16 protein-coding genes are annotated in these 17,645 nt (G+C 59.8%); 5 read left to right on the top strand and 11 right to left on the bottom strand.

What is annotated here, in order from left to right; all coding sequences use genetic code 11:
* Positions 1–10 precede the first annotated feature (10 nt).
* From R3F07_16070 to R3F07_16060, 3 genes are all read right to left on the bottom strand, one after another.
* On the bottom strand, positions 11–1,366 hold the full coding sequence (locus R3F07_16070; GenBank protein MEZ5277898.1) for an SGNH/GDSL hydrolase family protein: 1,356 nt from the start codon (positions 1,364–1,366) through the stop codon (positions 11–13).
* Positions 1,363–3,726 (bottom strand): heparinase II/III family protein, encoded by a 2,364-nt coding sequence (locus R3F07_16065; protein MEZ5277897.1) that lies wholly within the window; start codon positions 3,724–3,726, stop codon positions 1,363–1,365. Before R3F07_16065 ends, R3F07_16070 begins: the two co-directional genes overlap by 4 nt.
* Before the next feature lie 96 nt (positions 3,727–3,822).
* Positions 3,823–4,983 (bottom strand): SGNH/GDSL hydrolase family protein, encoded by a 1,161-nt coding sequence (locus R3F07_16060; protein ID MEZ5277896.1) that lies wholly within the window; start codon positions 4,981–4,983, stop codon positions 3,823–3,825.
* 161 nt (positions 4,984–5,144) lie between these two features.
* On the opposite strand from R3F07_16060, the gene R3F07_16055 reads away from it, so the two are divergent.
* From R3F07_16055 to R3F07_16035, 5 genes are all read left to right on the top strand, one after another.
* Positions 5,145–5,606 (top strand): arsenate reductase ArsC, encoded by a 462-nt coding sequence (locus R3F07_16055; protein ID MEZ5277895.1) that lies wholly within the window; start codon positions 5,145–5,147, stop codon positions 5,604–5,606.
* 90 nt (positions 5,607–5,696) lie between these two features.
* Positions 5,697–6,776, top strand: coding sequence for an ACR3 family arsenite efflux transporter (gene arsB / locus R3F07_16050; protein ID MEZ5277894.1), 1,080 nt, complete (start codon positions 5,697–5,699; stop codon positions 6,774–6,776).
* Between the two features lie 138 nt (positions 6,777–6,914).
* Positions 6,915–7,907 (top strand): hypothetical protein, encoded by a 993-nt coding sequence (locus R3F07_16045; protein MEZ5277893.1) that lies wholly within the window; start codon positions 6,915–6,917, stop codon positions 7,905–7,907.
* 177 nt (positions 7,908–8,084) lie between these two features.
* Entirely contained in the window at positions 8,085–9,617 is a 1,533-nt protein-coding gene (locus tag R3F07_16040; GenBank protein ID MEZ5277892.1) for a hypothetical protein, read from the top strand.
* Positions 9,618–9,764: 147 nt separating this feature from the next.
* On the top strand, positions 9,765–10,673 hold the full coding sequence (locus R3F07_16035; GenBank protein ID MEZ5277891.1) for a phytanoyl-CoA dioxygenase family protein: 909 nt from the start codon (positions 9,765–9,767) through the stop codon (positions 10,671–10,673).
* A gap of 61 nt (positions 10,674–10,734) precedes the next feature.
* Here the strand turns inward: R3F07_16035 and R3F07_16030 are convergent, their stop codons facing one another.
* The 8 genes from R3F07_16030 to R3F07_15995 all read right to left on the bottom strand — a co-directional run bounded on the left by R3F07_16030 (position 10,735) and on the right by R3F07_15995 (position 17,591).
* Positions 10,735–11,604, bottom strand: coding sequence for an MBL fold metallo-hydrolase (locus R3F07_16030; protein MEZ5277890.1), 870 nt, complete (start codon positions 11,602–11,604; stop codon positions 10,735–10,737).
* A gap of 161 nt (positions 11,605–11,765) precedes the next feature.
* Positions 11,766–13,457 (bottom strand): hypothetical protein, encoded by a 1,692-nt coding sequence (locus tag R3F07_16025; protein MEZ5277889.1) that lies wholly within the window; start codon positions 13,455–13,457, stop codon positions 11,766–11,768.
* Between the two features lie 176 nt (positions 13,458–13,633).
* A complete protein-coding gene (locus R3F07_16020; GenBank protein MEZ5277888.1) occupies positions 13,634–14,134 on the bottom strand; it encodes a GNAT family N-acetyltransferase in 501 nt (166 codons plus the stop codon).
* 47 nt (positions 14,135–14,181) lie between these two features.
* A complete protein-coding gene (locus R3F07_16015; GenBank protein MEZ5277887.1) occupies positions 14,182–14,616 on the bottom strand; it encodes a TA system VapC family ribonuclease toxin in 435 nt (144 codons plus the stop codon).
* A gap of 3 nt (positions 14,617–14,619) precedes the next feature.
* Entirely contained in the window at positions 14,620–14,859 is a 240-nt protein-coding gene (locus R3F07_16010) for a hypothetical protein (protein MEZ5277886.1), read from the bottom strand.
* 146 nt (positions 14,860–15,005) lie between these two features.
* A complete protein-coding gene (locus tag R3F07_16005; GenBank protein MEZ5277885.1) occupies positions 15,006–15,452 on the bottom strand; it encodes a cupin domain-containing protein in 447 nt (148 codons plus the stop codon).
* 130 nt (positions 15,453–15,582) lie between these two features.
* Positions 15,583–16,002 (bottom strand): nuclear transport factor 2 family protein, encoded by a 420-nt coding sequence (locus R3F07_16000; protein ID MEZ5277884.1) that lies wholly within the window; start codon positions 16,000–16,002, stop codon positions 15,583–15,585.
* Between the two features lie 335 nt (positions 16,003–16,337).
* The gene (locus R3F07_15995; GenBank protein ID MEZ5277883.1) at positions 16,338–17,591 is read right to left on the bottom strand and encodes an amidohydrolase family protein; all 1,254 of its coding nucleotides are present in this window, start codon (positions 17,589–17,591) and stop codon (positions 16,338–16,340) included.
* Positions 17,592–17,645: the final 54 nt, after the last annotated feature.

Raw genomic sequence — 17,645 nt, 5'->3', positions numbered from 1 at the left:
CCCCATAGGGCTATTCAGCGCCAAAGAGGGCGATCAGACTATCGGCGAAGATACGCATGCCGCGTTCGTCGGGGTGGTTGATGGAATTCATCATCAGGGACGTTACGGGCAATCCCTGGCGCCAGAGGCGTCCGTAGCGCAGCGAGGCATCGGCCAGGGCGACGTTGTTTCCCGCGGCAAAGGTGCGCAGCGCCTTCACGTAGGGGCGGGGATCGTCGTCGATTCCCGTCTCTTTCGTCAGATCCATCCAATCGGGACGGACATAATGAGGCGTGAGAATGATCCATTCCGCACCGATTCCACGAAAATCATCCAGGATCCTGCCGTAACGTTCATCGAGTCCTGCCGGATCGAGTCCGGCATCGTTGACGAATTCGGAGACGACCAGATCGGGCCGTACCGCGAGCACGGTCTCCTGGTAATTGTGTTCACTCCCCGGCGGTTCTTCCAGAAAACTGACGGTGGTTCGGCCACCCCATGCTGCGCTGGTCAGTGAAATCCTGGCCCGCGGGTAGATCCGTCGCAGGCGATCCACGAACTGGACCTGCCAGCGTTCGGTCTCGGGGTGGCCCAGATAGCCGGCGTCCGTGACGCTGTCACCCCAGGCCAGTATCCGGATATCCCCGCCCGCCTGCAACTTGGCCAGCGTTTTGGGCAGGTACTTTTCCGCAGTGGTGGGGGAGGAAGGGGGTGGTTCGGGAAAAGAGGATTCGGAAATGGGAAAGAGGTGATCGGGATCCAGTCTCTGGATACGTCCGGGAAGCCACAGGTTGGCCAGGCGTGTTTCGCCGGCCGCCAGAGCGGGTGCCCGTGGATTCGAGGAGCGTGCCTCTCCCGGTCGGAGCGCGATGTTTCCGTCGGGCAGCCGGATGATGGAGTCGAGCCGCAGAAGGCCGTGCCGGTAGCTGGCATGGACCGGCTGATTCGGCGCTATCCTGCCGCCCTCGAGACGCCCGAACGTTCCCCATTCACGGTCGATGGCATAATCGAGGCCGTCCTCGAAGACCATGGATTCGGGATCCGAACCCGCTTTCAGGACGAATGATTCAGGATCAAGGAGATGCTTGGTCGTGCATTCCTGGGCCCTCACCCCGCGCAGGGCCGCGCCCATTGCCCAGCCGCCCGCAGCCGGGTCGAAGAGGGGCAGGGCTGCGTATCGCTCGCCGGTGACCTCGATCATCGCAGCCGGCGGCACTTCAACAACGCAAACCATCGGTGTCGCCTGATCCCCCTGCGGGACCCGGACTTCAATCTGCCAGTCGCCGGTCAATCGAAGAAGAGGAGAACACATATCGCTGGCGTGCAGGGACATCATGAAACCGACCGTGAGTAAACCCGGAAGAGAAAGTCTGGTGGCCGTTCTCATGGATTGAGTGGCTCGAGTCTGACGTGAACCGTGAGGGTGCCGGAACGGCCGGGCTGGGTGAGGGAAAGGCGTGGCTGGGTCTCCGGCAGTGGAGTGGTCACGAGATAGGCTTCCATGCGTTCCCGGAGCACCGCTTTCCTCGAGGGCTCCTCAAGGGGCAGTTCCTCGTTGAGGGCGTTGATTCCTTCGGGCCAGGACAGGATGACGCGACCACGGCGGCCTTGGATGATCGCGCGGCGGTGGGCTGCGTCGAGTGTGATGGGCAATGGGGTTGTCCAGTGGAAGACCACCCCTTCACCGTTCTCGATCGCCCAGTCATCGGTGATCGTCAGGTGGGACGGAGTCTCGGAATCCCAGGTGCGCGTCCAGCGGGTGAACCAACCCTCCCATCCGGCGGTCAGATCCATGGTGGCATGGAACGAGGTTTCGTCGCCGTGGCCGTGCGGCGTGATGTCCTTGAAGATCGGGTTGCCGGGTTTCGGGCGGATGCCGGAGGTCGTGAGGGGCACGAGCATGTTGTGGCGCTGGCAGTGTTTCATCATGTCGGCCAGCGGATTGCTGTAATCGCAGATGCCGAAATCCCTGGCAAAACTGTCGCCGGCAAACTCGAGTACGAAGGACCCCTTGTCCTCGTGAGTGTGGGAGGCGCCCGATTGATTTCCCATCAGGAACAGCTTCACCCACTCGTTGCCCAAACGACGGTGCGAAGCCATCTGGCCGATCGCCGGCATGAAGGTCAGCGGCTGGAATCCCGGCCCTTTCTCAGGAATCTCGCGGGCGAATTTCTGGGCGAGCAGGGTCATGGGCCGGCCACCGGTCCGGGCGACTGATTTTCTGAATATCGTGACCCAGTGAGAATCGGGCATTAGCCAGGCCAGGAACGCCGCACCCTCCTGCGGGATGCACTGGGTATCGCAGATCAGGATCATCTGCGAGTCGTCGGCGGTGCTGACGAGTGTCTCGGCCATGAGCGCGGTGGCTTGGAAGGCTCCAGGGATCAGGGACTTCGGATCAAGACCGCGGGCGCGCGCATAGGTGTAGAAGGTGAAGAGAGCCTGGCGGGCGGTGAAGGTGAAGTAGCCCGGACCCTCGGTATAGCCGCCGTCCGGGAGAAGAATCTTTGCGAGGTTGTCCTGGAGTTCGGCCACCGCGAGGTCGGTATAGGGCGCGACCCGGGATTTGCCCGGTTTGGGATGGGGCAGCCACTGGAGTGGCATGGTTCGCTCGAGCACAAGGTAGGCCAGCATGCGGCCCGGCATGAACCACGCCGCCTGATTGCACCAGAAGATATACTCCCACCGCCATGCGGTGTAGTTGTTGGTGCCGGTGCCCTCCTCGGCAAGGCGCCGGAGGATGACCTGCCGGCCGTAGTCGGTGAACCATTCCCCACAGAGATCGAGGATGAGCGCACAGTCCGCCATGACGAGGCTCGGCACAAAGGCGCGGTGTTCCCAGGCGCAGCCGGTCATCCAGCTGAGGAAGGAGGGATCCCAACGCGTGCAGTGAGCCAGGCAGATGGCGTAGCGGGCGGCAAGCCAGCCGAGTCGGGGATCGCGGAAGAGGACCGAGGCCTGAGCGGCGTTCGCGCCATGGGTCAGGAGCAGCTTGCCGGTATCCCGGACTCGATTGAAACGCGTGTCGTTCCAGAAATTCACATAGTCGCTCATCATCCTCTCCGGAACGAGTTTCCTGGCGTCCTCGGCCAATTCCCAGAGTGGGGATGATTCCGGGCCACCTGCCCGGGCGACGTCGGCACGGGCTTCAGCCAGATCTTCGCGGGTCAGGATCAGATTATAAACCGGCTCAAAAGTGGGTTCGAACGAGATGGGCTTCAGGTAGCCTTCCCATCGTTCATCGAATCGCTCGAACTGCCGGAGATAACGCTGGAGCGTGGCCTCATGCTGCAGGCCGATCCAGTTGAGCCAACCGCAGGCGCTGCCGGTCGTCCCGCTGCGGTCCGGATGGATCTCCAGGGTCAATCCGAGCAGGCGTTGGGCGCCTTCGAGCGGGAGGTCCAGTTCGCGCTTGGGTGTCTCGAAAGGGGTGCTGAACATCCTCCGCTCGCCGGCATCGGTCTGCGCGATCAGCGCGACCCGCGCGCCTGGCGGTGTGACGAGCGAGAATACCAATACATCGTAGTCCGCGCAGTCGATATCATAGCGGCGGCTCATGCCGAGGGCGGGAAGGGCCGGGTCCTCCGGCGGACGCTGCCAGTCGTAGGCCACCGTCGCCCAGGTTTGCCGGACGAACAGGCCGTCGGCTCCCCCTTCGTGGATCGTCCATTCGGGCAGACCACTCAGGTTCTCATCGAAGAAGGCCTCAAAGATGGCTTCGGCGGTATTGATCGGGGTCGGGATCATGGCGGGTGGGAAGGGAATACCCGTTTCGCCCGGCCCGTGGCGAGCGCGCCGAGTGCTCTTTTTCGATCCTCCGATGGGCCGTGGCGGGGGATTCGTTCAGCGCCCGGCGAGTGCCTCTCTCAGGACCGGCTCGAAGATGGCCGCCTGGCGCACGAAACCGAGGTCGTTCGGATGGGAGCCGTCGGTGGCGCCCTCGGCGTCATCGCCCAGGAGGTCATCACCCGGAATATAGAACAACCCCGTCACGCCCCCGGCCTGCAGTTTCTCAAAACACTCTCGGAGGGCGGCGTGATTGTTGGTGTGGAATCGATCCTTGTCCGGCCTGATCCATGAGTTCGTATAACGCCGATCCTCCACCAGGATGATCGGCGTGTCCGGCCGCGCGGCACGCAGTTGTTCCACCAGGGGAATGCACTTTTCCCGGACCGAATCCGGCCCCATATTGGGCAGGCAATCAATCACGTAGACGGCCGCGTCGATAAGGACGAGCAATTCTCCGACTTCGGCATCCATCCGGCCATTGCCGGAGAACCCGAGATTGACCACCGGCCGGTCGAACCGACGGCCGAGAATGGCGGTATGCACCATGCCGGGCCGGGATGCACTGGCGCCTTGGGTGATGGAGGTGCCGTAGAAGACGATCGGGGCAATCTCGCGAGGCGGCATCGGGTGAAATTCCGCTTCGGGTGGCACGCCGATCGAAAGGTTCTCGACGCCATTGTAGAGTGGCAGATAAAGCGCGTACTCGCGGAAGTCCGGGGCCAGTCCCTCAATGATCATCTGGCGGACCACCTCCCCGCCGGGTCGGGCCACCCCCACCCAGCGCCATTGCCGGTTCTCGTCGCGCGCATAGAGGTCGAGTCCGCTTGCCCCGACGGGCGTCATGTTCGATCCGTTCAACTTCTCCCTGTGCAGGGTGTAGTCGACCCAGATCATGGAGGCATCGGTCTTGAATCGCACCATCATCCCGGTGCTGTCCCGACTGAGATTCCAGACTTTCTCGGTCACCTTTCCGTCGGCCACGGCAGGGAATCGGTCAAACCAGCGTTCGCGTTCAAGGTCGGTCCAGGCCCGACCCTCGACGCCCCAGGTGGTGACATCGCGCCAGTGCAATACGGGTTCCTCCGGGGTCGCCGGAGCGATAACAGGGACCGGCTCAGTCGCGTTTGCGGCAGGTTCCCCGCGGCAGGCGGCACCACAGGTGAGGGCGGCCATCAAAAACAGTGTGAGAAGACGGAAAGCGGGTTTGTCCTTCATCAGGTTCATCATGGGGCTTCACCATTCACAAGGAAAGTCTTGTTTCCCATGGCCCTGACCGATGGCCCTATCCAGGAACTGGTCCGGATACACGATTTTGTGGATTCTTTGTCATTGCGGAACGATGCGCGTCTTGCCTCTCTCTTCAGAGGCAACAAACGATGAATCCCGGGAAACCCACGATTCTTGTTCTCTGCACGGGCAACTCCTGTCGCTCGCACATGGGAGAGGGTATTCTGCGCGCGGTTGCCGGTGACCTGTTCGAGGTCGCCAGCGCAGGATCAAATCCCGCCGGCCATGTCCATCCTCATGCGATCGCGGTGATGAAGGAGATCGGGATCGACATCTCGGCTCATCACTCAAAACACATGAATGAATTCCTCGGTCATAAGATCGAGACGGTGATCACGGTCTGTGGACGCGCCGATCAGGCCTGCCCGGTGTTTCCGGGACAAGTCAACCGGCACCATTGGCCGTTCGACGATCCGGCGCATGCCACCGGGACGGACGAAGAGAAGCTCTCCGTTTTCCGGCGGGTTCGCGACGAGATCCGCCGCGCTTTCGAGGCCTATGCCAATGGGCGGCGGGACGCTTTGAGGTCCGGCATCGGGAAGGCTGAATGAGAAACCCGAGCGGGAATGCCCAAAGGCGGGTCGGCCACAGCTCCCAACCGGACTGCTTCCGGCGATCTTGATCAAAGAAATCCTGTTTCGATGAAAGAGTCCCTCGCCCTCAGAATGTCGTTTCTTGATCGATACCTGACGGTGTGGATTTTCGTCGCCATGGGAACCGGAGTGGCGCTGGGGAGCCTCGTCATTTCTGACCCGGAGGCGTTCTTCGCTCCAATGACCGTGGGTACGACCAACGTGCCCATCGCGATCGGGCTCATTCTCATGATGTATCCGCCCTTGGCCAAGGTGCGTTACTCCCAATTGCCCGCCGTGTTCAAGGATACACGTATCCTGGGATTGTCGTTGATTCAGAACTGGGTCGTCGGGCCGGTGCTCATGTTTCTCCTCGCGGTGTTCCTGCTTCGGGATCACCCCGACTACATGGTTGGTTTGATCCTGGTGGGGATCGCCCGTTGTATCGCGATGGTGCTGGTCTGGAACGAACTTGCCAAGGGCAGTCGGGAGTACGCCGCCGGGCTGGTCGCGCTCAACAGCATCGCACAGATTCTTTTCTACAGCGTCTTCGCGTGGGTCTTCATCACGGTCCTGCCGCCCTATTTCGGACTCGAGGGAAAAGTCGTCCAGATCGAGATGGCTGACGTTTTCTGGAGTGTCATGATCTATCTCGGTATCCCGTTCACAGGAGGGATTCTGAGCCGCATTGTGCTCGTCCGCCTCAAGGGTGAAGCATGGTATCAGGATAGGTTTATTCCGCGTATCTCCCCGCTTACCCTCGGCGCGCTGCTCTTCACCATCGTCATGATGTTCATGTTCAAAGGCGATGCGATCGTTCAACTCCCGCTCGATGTGCTGCGCATTGCCATCCCCCTGACCATCTATTTCGGGCTCATGTTCTTCATCAGTTTCTTCATGGCCAAGAGTCTGGGAGCCGACTACCCGAGATCGACGACCCTCGCCTTTACCTCGGCGGGGAACAATTTTGAGCTGGCTATCGCTGTCGCCATCGCCGTCTTCGGCTTGAACTCCGGTGTCGCCTTCGCCGCGGTGGTCGGTCCGCTCGTTGAGGTTCCGGTTTTGATCGGTCTTGTCCACGTGGCCCTGCGGTTTCGTCGCCGGTTTTTCCCAGGCGAAAGAGAGCTTCAGTCCGGGGTGACGGCTTGATCGTGAAGCCGTTCAGCCCCGATCATGGATCGGTATTCGGGCTCGTTCGACTGAAAGTTGCCGAATTCTGAAACCTTTTCCGGTTTGCCGCGGTATGCCATCGGACGTCGTTCAACGGCAGCTTCCCCTCCCAACCACATGAATTCCGATCCCAGACCACGCGAACTGGCCCATGGACTCCTTCCCAGAGGCACCCGCTTTCGTGGTGGCCTGTGCGGTCTCTTGTTGACCTTGGCGGGGTCCGTCGGCGTCGCGGGCGCATCGGACGAGGCGACTTCGAGTTTCCTTCCCTACGTCGAACTGGCGCCCTTTGTGGTGAACGGTGAACAGCTGGAGATCTCCATCCATGCCCGGACGAGGTCGGATCGGCGCTATGCCGAACAGTTCGCCAAGGAAGTCATTGGCGTGGCCTACGAGACGATGGACAGGACCACGGGTCATGGACTCGTGATCGTTGGGAGGAAAGGGGAGCCGCATCCCGTGACAGTCTACCGGCAATTCCTGGCCATGGCCGACGGTGGTCAGCTCAACCCCGAAGTGGCAGATCTTTCATCGGGCCTGACCCACATGCTCCAGGATTGGGAGGAAGGCGTTGATATTGAGACGGGCTCGGGCGATGGACCGGATATCGATTTTGAGATGGTCGTAAACGCGATTCCTCTGCCCCTGGAAGGTATCGGGTCCAAGTTGTATCAGATGGCCTGGGCGGAGGAATTCGACCCTGAACGGCTCGAGCCCAAACTCAGATCTCTCGCGCCGGAGGACCTGGAAAAAGACGAACTCGTCCGGTTTGACTGGGTCTTTTATCTGCCGCCCAGGAGTGCGTTCAGCGAGGCCATGAAGCAGGTCGTTCCGACGTTGATCAAGGAGTCGGACATGGGATTCATGCAGCGCATGGCGCTGCGGAGTGCCCTGACGATCTTCAAGCCACTCCTCAAGACTGCGATCGAAGGCGTTCGCAAAGGCATGCTTTACCTGACCGTCCTGCGGGCGATGAGCGACTTCCCTCAGGATGATATCGAGTCTCTGACCGAGGTCTACGTCGAATCACTGATGCCCTTTGGCGGCGGCGAACAAGACTCTCCGATCGAGGCGATCGAGACCCGGAAATTCAGGAACGCTGAATCCTGATCGTTCTCCGCAATCTTATCGGGTGGTTCCATTGGCACGGTCTGGAGCAATGCCCGAGAAGCCAGCTCTCATTTGTCAAGAGTCAAGCAATGACCCCTTCAGGTGGACTACGCGATTGTACTGTGAATCGGCTGGGGGTTTCGACAGACTCAGGGAAGAACGTCGCTTATCCTTCCCATGATCACCTTCACTCACCGGGGCTTCTACCTGCATGCCAGCTGGCAGTATGCCTACCCGTTCGCTGTCCGCAGCTGGAAACTGGAGGACTATGTCGGGATGTTTCGCGTTCTTCGCGAACTGGGACTCGACCGTGTCATGATCTGGCCCATGGCCGAGATTGTCCCGCCGCCGATTTCCAATCCGGATCGCGATTATCTCTTGGGATTTCGGCGCATTGTCGACGAAGCCCATGACCTTGGTCTGGAATGCTGGCTGGTCCTCTGTGCGAATCTGACCTGCACTGATGCGGTTCGCGCCCAGCCGTGTCGCGATCGCGTCTTTTATCCGCACATGCGGCGATTTCTTCTAGATGACCCGGATGAGCGCAGGGTCTGCATGAATCATCTCAGGGAAGTGATGGTCTGCCTGAACAATGCGGACGGCTATGTCTTCATCGACGGGGATCCGGGAGGATACCCCGGCGCAAAGCCCGAGGATTTCATGGCCATGCTCGGTCAGGTTCGCCGGATCCTGGAGGAAACCCGCCCGGGGGAGAGCCCCAAGATCATTCCGTGGGTATGGAGCGGCTGGGGTGCCGATTGGGAAAACGAGGGGGTTTGGAAGCCGGATCTCAGAAAGCTTGTCCGACCTTTTCTCGCCTCCCTGAAGAACAATCCGCCCGGAGAACCATGGGAATTGTTGCCGGGCCGAAGCATCCGGGAGGGGCATGCCAACGGTCGTATCAACTTCGAAATGACCGAAGAGGCCGGGTTGCTGGATCGTTCCACGCTGCTGACCTACGAAATCATCGAGTTCGAGCCAACCCCGCCCGCTTTCGTGATCCAGTTTGACGATATCCGCAGGGTCATCCGTCAGGAACAACCGCTCTCTCCCCGCGTGAGGGGAATCATGGGCAATGCCCAACAACCCCTGACCGCCCTTCACAATCTGTTTTACTTCGCGCGTTGCGCCGAAGATCCCGGTTGGCTTGACCGATCCGACGAGGATGTGCTGCGTGCCCTGGCGGCGTTTCTGGGAGGCGATGCGGACCTGCTCCTGCCCGCCTGGACCATCGCCCGAGCCGACTTCGATCATGTCCCGTCCGACCTGGCCGGTCGATTGCGTCGCAGCGGGTTGCGCTCCGAGGTGGCCCGTAGTCTGCCGGGAGGGAGTGGGACCTACTTGGAAATCCTTGCCTTGTTTGTCGACGCACGGATCGGCGTCCTGCGCCTCGCGTCAACGGATCCTGCGGATTCCAGCCGGGCTACCGCCGGGTTGGCTTCTGCCGTCGAATCCGTCATCCGTTGGTGGTTGCGCCATCGCTACGTTTACGACGGCAACGAAGGTCCGGATTTCCAGTGGAAGCACACCCACGCGGCCCTCCTCGATTCGTTGAGGAAATGGGTCGACGATCTTCCCGGCCCCATTGATGAGACTTTCATTCAGCAGGTCATCGGTCAGCTGACAACGGGGAATAGTCCGGAGGGCGTCGTCATGATTTCGGCGATCCGTGATCTTCTGAGTTCCGAGGGCCGAATCGGCCGGCATTGAGGATTTCCTCATTCAAGTCGTTTCCATCGAACGCGATCCGTTCACTTTGACCTTTGTTGGTCTTGCACCGGAGGGGAACGTGTTTGCCCGCTGAAAGGAAACGGCACCCAGCGCGGGCGGATTGCAGGTCACCTGTCAGCCTGCGTGATGCCGCGAGTCTTGCAACTGACGGCCGGTTTCCTAGTGATCCAGTTCGGTGAAGTCTCACCCCGAGTCTTCCGTCTGCACCCCTCCCCGCGCGAAGCTTCTTCGCCCACCGCCCTCATGAATGTCATCGAGCCCACAGTAGCGCTGCTGTCGCAATTCGAACGTGATGGTTTCCTGGTCCTGCCGGATGTTTTGTCACCGACGGAGGTTGCCGCACTGAAAGCCGGAGTCGAACGTGCCTTCAGTGAACACTGCCCGGAAGCGGACCTTTACGGCATGCAGGAGATCTGGCGGCCGAAGATGTTTGAACGAGGGCCCGAATTCGAAGCGCTCGTCGATCACCCCAACATCATTCCACTCATCGAGGCGATCCTCGGGGAGAATTGTCACCTCATCGCCAACAGTGCCCTGCGCACCTCTCCGGGCAAGACCATCACTTTCTGGCACGTGGACGATGAAGTGCGTTTTCCAAGACCGGCCGATGTGCCATGGGATCCCCGCATCCCGACGCCAACCCTGAACATCAACCTCAACTACTACCTTTGTGATGTGGATGAGGAGCTTGGGCCCACGGAGTTCATTCCCGGAAGTCATCGGGCGGGCCGTCAACCCGGACCTGACGACAATGACGCCGACGGTATTCCGGTTTATGAAGGTCGGCACCGGGTCAAGGCGTGCGGCAAGGCCGGCACGGCCGTGCTCTGGAATGACCAGATCTGGCACCAGGGTGGTCCCAATACGTCCAACGGCCGTATCCGCTGGGTCATCCAGGCGCCCTACGCGAGACGCTATATCGCCCAACGGTTCTATCCCTTCATCAATTACCGCATGCCCGAGGAGATCATTGCCCGCGCCAACCCCCGGCGCAGGCGCCTCCTCGGCCTCCATGGGATTGGCGCCTATGGCTGAATCAGTCCGGGGTATCCCCGGTGAGGCAGAGATGAATCAACGCCGCTCCGGGTCGAACCCGTCACATCTCCAGCTCCATGCCATCGAAACCGAGAGCGAAGCCCAATTCGGCGACCTCGCCTTCCAGATCGTCGTGCGGTTCAACAAAGGCGAGGGAAATATGGGACGCGATTACCCGTGTCTCCTTATGAAAGATCCCGGCCTCCCGGAATTGCCGGATCGTCTCCCCCAGCATATCGAAATTCAGGTGACCGGACAGGACAACGTCGATGGGCTTCCGTCCGAAGGTGGCATCCATGATCGCCACATCGACGCGGAACCGACGGAGGTAGTCCACCGTGAGGGGCAGCGGGTAGGACGAATCCAATCCGTAGAAGATCGTTTTCCCGTCGCGCTCAAACACATAGTTGAGGCTCAGGTTGTCCATGATCATGTTCTCGGATTTGTCGATATTGTGATTGGCATGGACGGCGGTGACCGCGGTGTCCCCGACGGTACATTTCCGGTGCGGGACCAGTTTGTGGTAGCCGATGTTGGAGCGTGACTCACGGACGGTGAATCTGCCGGTCCCGCGGTCAAGGTGGTAGGTATCCGCGAACTTCAATGCTTCAATCACGCCGTGCTCCCCGTAAACCTGGAGCTGATGCGGGAGGGCGTCGGCAAACTCCAGGATGCGGGTCGGCCTGAAGTGATCCCAGTGGTTGTGAGTGAGAAAGAGGTGCCGGATCGACTGCGGTGCGATGCCGAACTTTTCCAGCTGGTTGCCATCGTGATAGTCGATCAGGACATCCGGAAAGATGACGGCCTGGGCGGGCCGGCGCAGATTCCTTCCACCCAGTTCCCGAACCCGCGGCAGATGCCCGAAACCGTCCTCGAGATCATCGACGCGGCGAAAGTCGCCGCCGGCTGTTCCCAATAATTGCAGCCTCATGGTTCCATGTTTCCTTTTCCAGTTCGCGAAAGACAGCGGCTAGGGAATGCTGGCGAAGTCTCGATTGGAGGCGAGGTTCAACACCGGATCGATCACCGTTCCCCAACTGGAGTCGTTCGAAGATTCTTGCCGCGGGGATCTTGCCTGAGGATGCCAACTCATCAATCGGGTTGTTCCGCCAAGGTCGCGAGCTTCTCAAGCAACTCGGGTTTGACCTCGACGATCCCTCCCTGGCCATCGCTCTGAATAACGTCGTTGGTCTCATAGAGAGTCATCCGGGAGAAGATTCCCGTCTTTCGGATCGTCTCGAATTCGGCGGCGAAGTCCCAGTAGCCGTATCTCTCAAGAGTCAGCGGCACGCCATACTTCTGCGCAGTCTCGATGAAGTGCCTGCATTGGGGGTCCTCGAGCAGGAACCGTATCGAGGTGAGGTAAATGCGGATATTGATTTCGTCCGGCCTGATCTCCTCAAGCCAACGCTCCCATTGCCACTCGACATTCATCGGATAGGCGCAGTGACGGGCGAAGGGTACCGGGTTGAAAAGCATCTCCAGATTGAGGGTGAGATAGACCTTCCTGCCCCTCATTCGAACCCGTCGGGCGCCTTCCTTGAAAAGGTCAGTATAGGCGTCGCCACGGATCTTCGAGATCCCGGAGAGTTCCATCTCCTCCTCACTGCACGGACCATAGCGCCTGAAATACTCCGCCTTGATGCAGTCGTTGTAGCCGTAGGCGAAGGGCTCGTCCACATGGACAGAGTGGCACTCGATGCGGTTGCCGATCATGTCATAGCCGTCATCCAGCGCCCTTTCCAGCCACTCGAGCCAATAGGCTTGGACCTTGGGCTCACAGACGCACAGAGCCGCGTGAGCATATTCGTCCTTCCCTTTGGCGACGGCAATGTTGCCTGTGGACCCGGTCGGGTCCAGGGTTACCGGCCAGTGTTCCCCGAAGCCGTCATCGAAATTGAAACCTGCTTTCAGGTGAGGTTCCCCGGTGGGCGTCTTCCAGACCGCTGAACCGGGCGAAGAACAGATCCTGTCTCCGTTCTCATCGAAGATCGCGATGGCATTCATCGGCGTGTTCGTGAATGACACGTCTTTTTCTACCGGGCCTTCGCAGCTGACGGCCACCGCAACATACCTTTCGTCAATCGACAAACCGTTCAGGATGATGACCTCGATGGGGTCACCGGTCCGGGTGATCGTTACCGTGGGGTAATCGATCTCAAATGTCGAAGTGATGACGTCTTTCGCCGCGATCTCAATCGAACGAGCCACGCTGAAATCCCCATCATACTTGCTGTAGTTGGCATTGTCGGGAGAGACATAGAGGGTGATGTCTTCCTTCCGGATGCGGCTGGGAATCCGGTTCTGCTTGTAGAGTCTGATGGAGGCGATCGTCTTGTTGACCGCATCCCGGTCGATGTCCCAGGTCCTTCGCTTGATTCTGAGGTCCGGATTTTCCAGCAGGAACTTCGATGCGACCATGATCTTCCCGCCGGTGTGGGGTATGCCCGGGTGGACCCGGGCTTCCTCGTAATAGGGCGAAAAGGTCAGCCAGACTCCCTGTTCCTGCGGACGCATCACCGCGACGGGTTCCAGGCCATTGGCCCTTGCGGCCTCCACAAAAAACCGGCTGAACTCGGGCATGTTGTTGGCGGTTTCCACCGTGCCTCGAAAAGTCGGTGCGTGGTGGTCCCAGAAATGCCCGTAGTCGCGATTGCCGTAGTACTGCATGTAGACCCGGGACACCCCGGCTTTCTTCAGCCGGGCCATCATCAGGCGCATGGTGCTCGGATGATAGATCTTGAGGGCATCATCCGGGAAGTCGGTCAGGGCAGATAGATGCATGAGCTGGGGTGCTTCTTTCAGTATCCAAGCTCCGTGCAACTTGCGATCACGGGCTCGGTTTCACCGTTCGATCCGCAGAGACTTGACTCCGTCAGAGTTGCTCCAGGAGGTCATCATGCATTGGGAGGGCAGGCACAGGAGATCGCTGGCTGACCAGCTGCGCCAGGATGGCCCCGTCATGACTGCCTGAACGTCAGCTTCATCTGGGGGTAATCGCCAGCTCCGACGGCATACTGGACGAAGCCGGATTTCTCATAAAGCCGCAGGGCGCGGGAGTTCTCCGGATTGACCCCCAATCTGAGTCCGCTTACCCGATCCCGCAGATCTTCGATAAACCGGCTCATCAGGAGGGTTCCCACGCCGCTGCCCTGATAGGGCTCAGCTACCGCAATACCAAGGCAGGGATAGCTGCAGCCGTAGTCTTCGAGACCATCGAATCTGTCCAGTCGGGACCAGATGGCTCCGGCATGTTCGCCGGAATTCCGATCGACGGTCACCAGCCCGAAGTCGTCCGGTCGCCCCCAGTTCTCAACAAGGCGCATTATCCTCGGGTCTTTCAGGATACTGCGTGGTCTCCTTGGCATGCCCGGAGCATCCCACAATGCGACATAAAGCATTTCCCACAGGAAATCCTGGTCGCCGGGTTCAAGTTCCCTCAAGTGCCATTCAGACCTCATATTGCTTCGGATTCCGAGAGGGAGGTTTCGGGCTCACTCTGATCCGGTCATGATTGCAGAGGATTGTGCAGCTTGAGCGTGGGGAAGCGGGAGAAATCCCGATCGACACTCCACAACTCGTCGACCCCATGATGTAGGCAGAGGGCCGCGATCCGCGCATCGTGGATCATCGATCCCCGGCAGTCTGCCTTTTCTGCAATTTGCTGGAGAGTATCCCAGTAACCGGGTCCTTCCGCGAGGAGCTCGCAATTGGTTGAACCCAACCAGGCGTCAAGGGCATTCAGGCTGATCTTGAGCGGGGTGGGAGGGGAATAGATGCGCGGGTGCGTGGCAATCGAGATGAATTCGTGCACGCAGGGCCAGGGGATCGACCAACGGTCTCCGGATCGGACGAGACCGACCAGGCTGCCCAGTGCCGAATCGTGGAACGACGAATCCTCGCGCAGCGCATAGATCAGGATATTGGTGTCAACGGCGATCATGGTTCAGCACTCTTCGTAGGCGGCGTCACGAATCCGTTGCCAACCGGCGCCCTCGAACTCAGGAGACAGCCCCCTGCCCCTGAAGGTCACCGGTTGGATCTTTGCAGATGTTTGGTTGGGCTCCTCGTCGAGGATACGGGTCAATCCCTGCTCAGTCAGGCTCCGCAGGGTGGTCCCTCTCCTTCGAGCCAATGCCTTCGCGCGAAGAAGGAGGTTGTCCGAGATATCCAGGGTCGTCTTCATCTCGCGACAATAGACCCATACACCCATATTGTCAAGTAGGGTGACCCGTATCAATATCAATCAGGGATGAAGAATTAATGCCCGCGGCAAAGTCGATTCCGGGGCAAGAACCCCGGTTCGAGAGGCGTCAACCTTCCTTGGCCCGTTCAGCCTTCTTCGGGTGGCCAGACGTATCCATCCAGCTCTTGCGGCAACGCCTTCGGGTCGGTCGGGTAGAACTTGCCCGGGTCGAATACTTCACCTTTCGCAAGTTCCTTCTCCGGCCCGCCGATGATCAGCCACAGAACCTCCGAATCGGAGTCGTTGAAGATCTGGCGGAGCTGATCGGGCATCACATGAACGCCGCCGTGCTTCTCGATGGTCAAGACCTCGCCGTCGATCCGGATTCGACCGACGCCTTCGAGGACAAAGTAGAACTCTTCGGCAGTGATGTGATTGTGCAGGGTGTTGGCACTCCTCGGTGGCAGCTTCCACAAACGTGCCCCCAGGTTCGCGCTTCCGGTCCGCTCGAGGAAGTCCGCGTTGGGAACCATCATCAGATTGGATTTCCTCCAATTCAGATCACCGGGATTGATTACGGTATGTTTGGGCATTCGATGCGTCGATTTCTCAATAGCTTATACCGGGTCGGGCTGTTGATCCCCGTTTGGGCCGGTATTCCGACTGACTGAAGTGTATTCTGAAGTGGTGACCCTTTCAGGATGCACCCGTTGCTCGCACCACTCACTCTGGTGGCGCCGAATGGGTAAAGGTCTGCGAGATCACGCGCCATTGTCCTTCCTTCTTGACCGCGACATATGTGAGTTTCGTCAGACGATCGAGGGTACTGTCGATGACAAGTGCCGTGTCGCCATGCACCCGGATCTCGTCGTGGAGCACCTCGAACGGCTCGATCTCACTCTCCATGATCCAGGCGATGTAGGCGGTCCGATCGATGGTCTTGCCGGAAGAGAACGTCGCGAGGAACCGCTCGTCCAGGATTTGCTCCAGTGTGGCCTGGTCACGGTTCACTTCGGCGTCGATCCACGCTTTGTCCAGGGCGATAAGTTCCGCCTCGGCTCCGGAAGCAGGGGGAATCTTGGAAGAGGAAAGCGATCCGCCGGTAATCATTGCCATTGCCGCAAAAATGGTTCGCAAATTCATGTCTTGAGCCAAGACGAACCGAAGTCGAGTCCATCGATTGTCCGGGTCATTGAAGCGGGTGAAAGGGTCGGTCCTTGAGGGGCTGTTGACCCAATCAGGATGGCCTCAGCCCGATAGGGTTGCGGTTGCACGGGTTCCCAGCCGCGTTCCTTGGATCGGCAAAGCCCTTCAGGGATTCACCGATCCAAGCGCCCTGCCGGAGACTCCCGGGCCTCCACAACAAGGCTCGTCCTGCTTTGGGCAACAGCCCCTTGATCTTTGATTTTTGGGACGCCCCCGGATGTTTTTGGAGCCTGAATTGGGCGTCTTGTCAGGACAGGTGCTCCGGGCCGCATTCAGCGGGGATGGGTGCCTCTGTCTTTCACCACGTCTCCGCCTTTCATCACCAACACGATATTGTCCTGATCCTCAAGTGAGCGAATGTCCTGCAGCGGATCCTTCTTTGCGATGACGATATCCGCCAGCTTGCCGACCTCCACCGTACCGACCCGGTCTTGCCAACCGAGGCATTCGGCTGCGGTCCTGGTCGTGGCGACAATCGCCTCCATTGGCGTCATACCCACGTCGACCATCAGGCCCAGTTCGCGCAGGTTGGTGCCATGGGGCATGACACCGGCGTCGGTTCCCATGGCGATCCTGACGCCGGCTTTGTGCGCGCGACTGATGCTGTCTTTATGGGCGTTGAGAACCTCACGGGCCTTGTGGATGGCGTGATCGGGCATTCCACGCTGTTCTCCAGTCTCGATCACGGCGAGTGGCGCCAGCAGGGTCGGCACCAGGAAGGTGCCGTGTTGGAGCATGAGCTGGATCGCCTCATTATCAAGATAGACTCCGTGTTCAATGGAGTGAACCCCCGCCCGCACCGCGTTCTTGATGCCCTCAACGCCCTGTGCATGGGCCATGACCTTGGTGCCGCGACGGTAGGCGGCCTCCTGCACAACCACCTCGATCTCCTCTGGGGAAAACTGGGTGAAGTCAGGATGATCGGTTGGGCTCATGACGCCGCCGGTGGTGCAGATTTTGACGACATCCGCACCCGCACGCAGCACTTCGCGAACCTTTTTGCGCACGCCATCTACCCCGTCGCAGCGACCATCGGGAAACCCCGGGTAGGCCGGAAGGAGTTGGAACTCGTTGCCCGACCTCATCCAGAAATCCACGTGTCCTCCGGTTATGGTCAACGCCGCTGTGCTGATCTGCACGCGGGGGCCCGCGACGACCCCTGTTTCAACCGCCTGCTTCAGACCCGCGTCGGCACCGGCCGCATCCCGGACAGAGGTGATACCGGCATCGAGCGTCCGGCGCATGTAGATCACTGAATTGTAGAACCGCAGTGAGAAAGGCGTTGCCATCGCTCGGGCGAGGTTGAAGTCCTCGAGGGTAAGATGCACGTGCGTGTCTATCAGGCCCGGCAGGATGAACCCACCTCTCGCATCGATCTTATTATCCGGATCGTCCTTCAGTTTCAGGGACTCGACATCGTCCACTGCAACAATCCGACCCTCCTCGATGAGGACGGCTGCGTTCGGCAATGGATTCCCGCCTCGGCCATCAATGAGCGTGCCGTTGTGGATCAGTGTTCTCGTCATCCTTTACCTCCTATTGGTTCAGGCCATCAACGCAGGTCAAGCACTCACGCATCC

Source organism: Opitutaceae bacterium, from assembly GCA_041395105.1.
GTDB lineage: Bacteria > Verrucomicrobiota > Verrucomicrobiia > Opitutales > Opitutaceae > B12-G4.
This window is presented reverse-complemented; position numbering and strand designations above follow the sequence as displayed.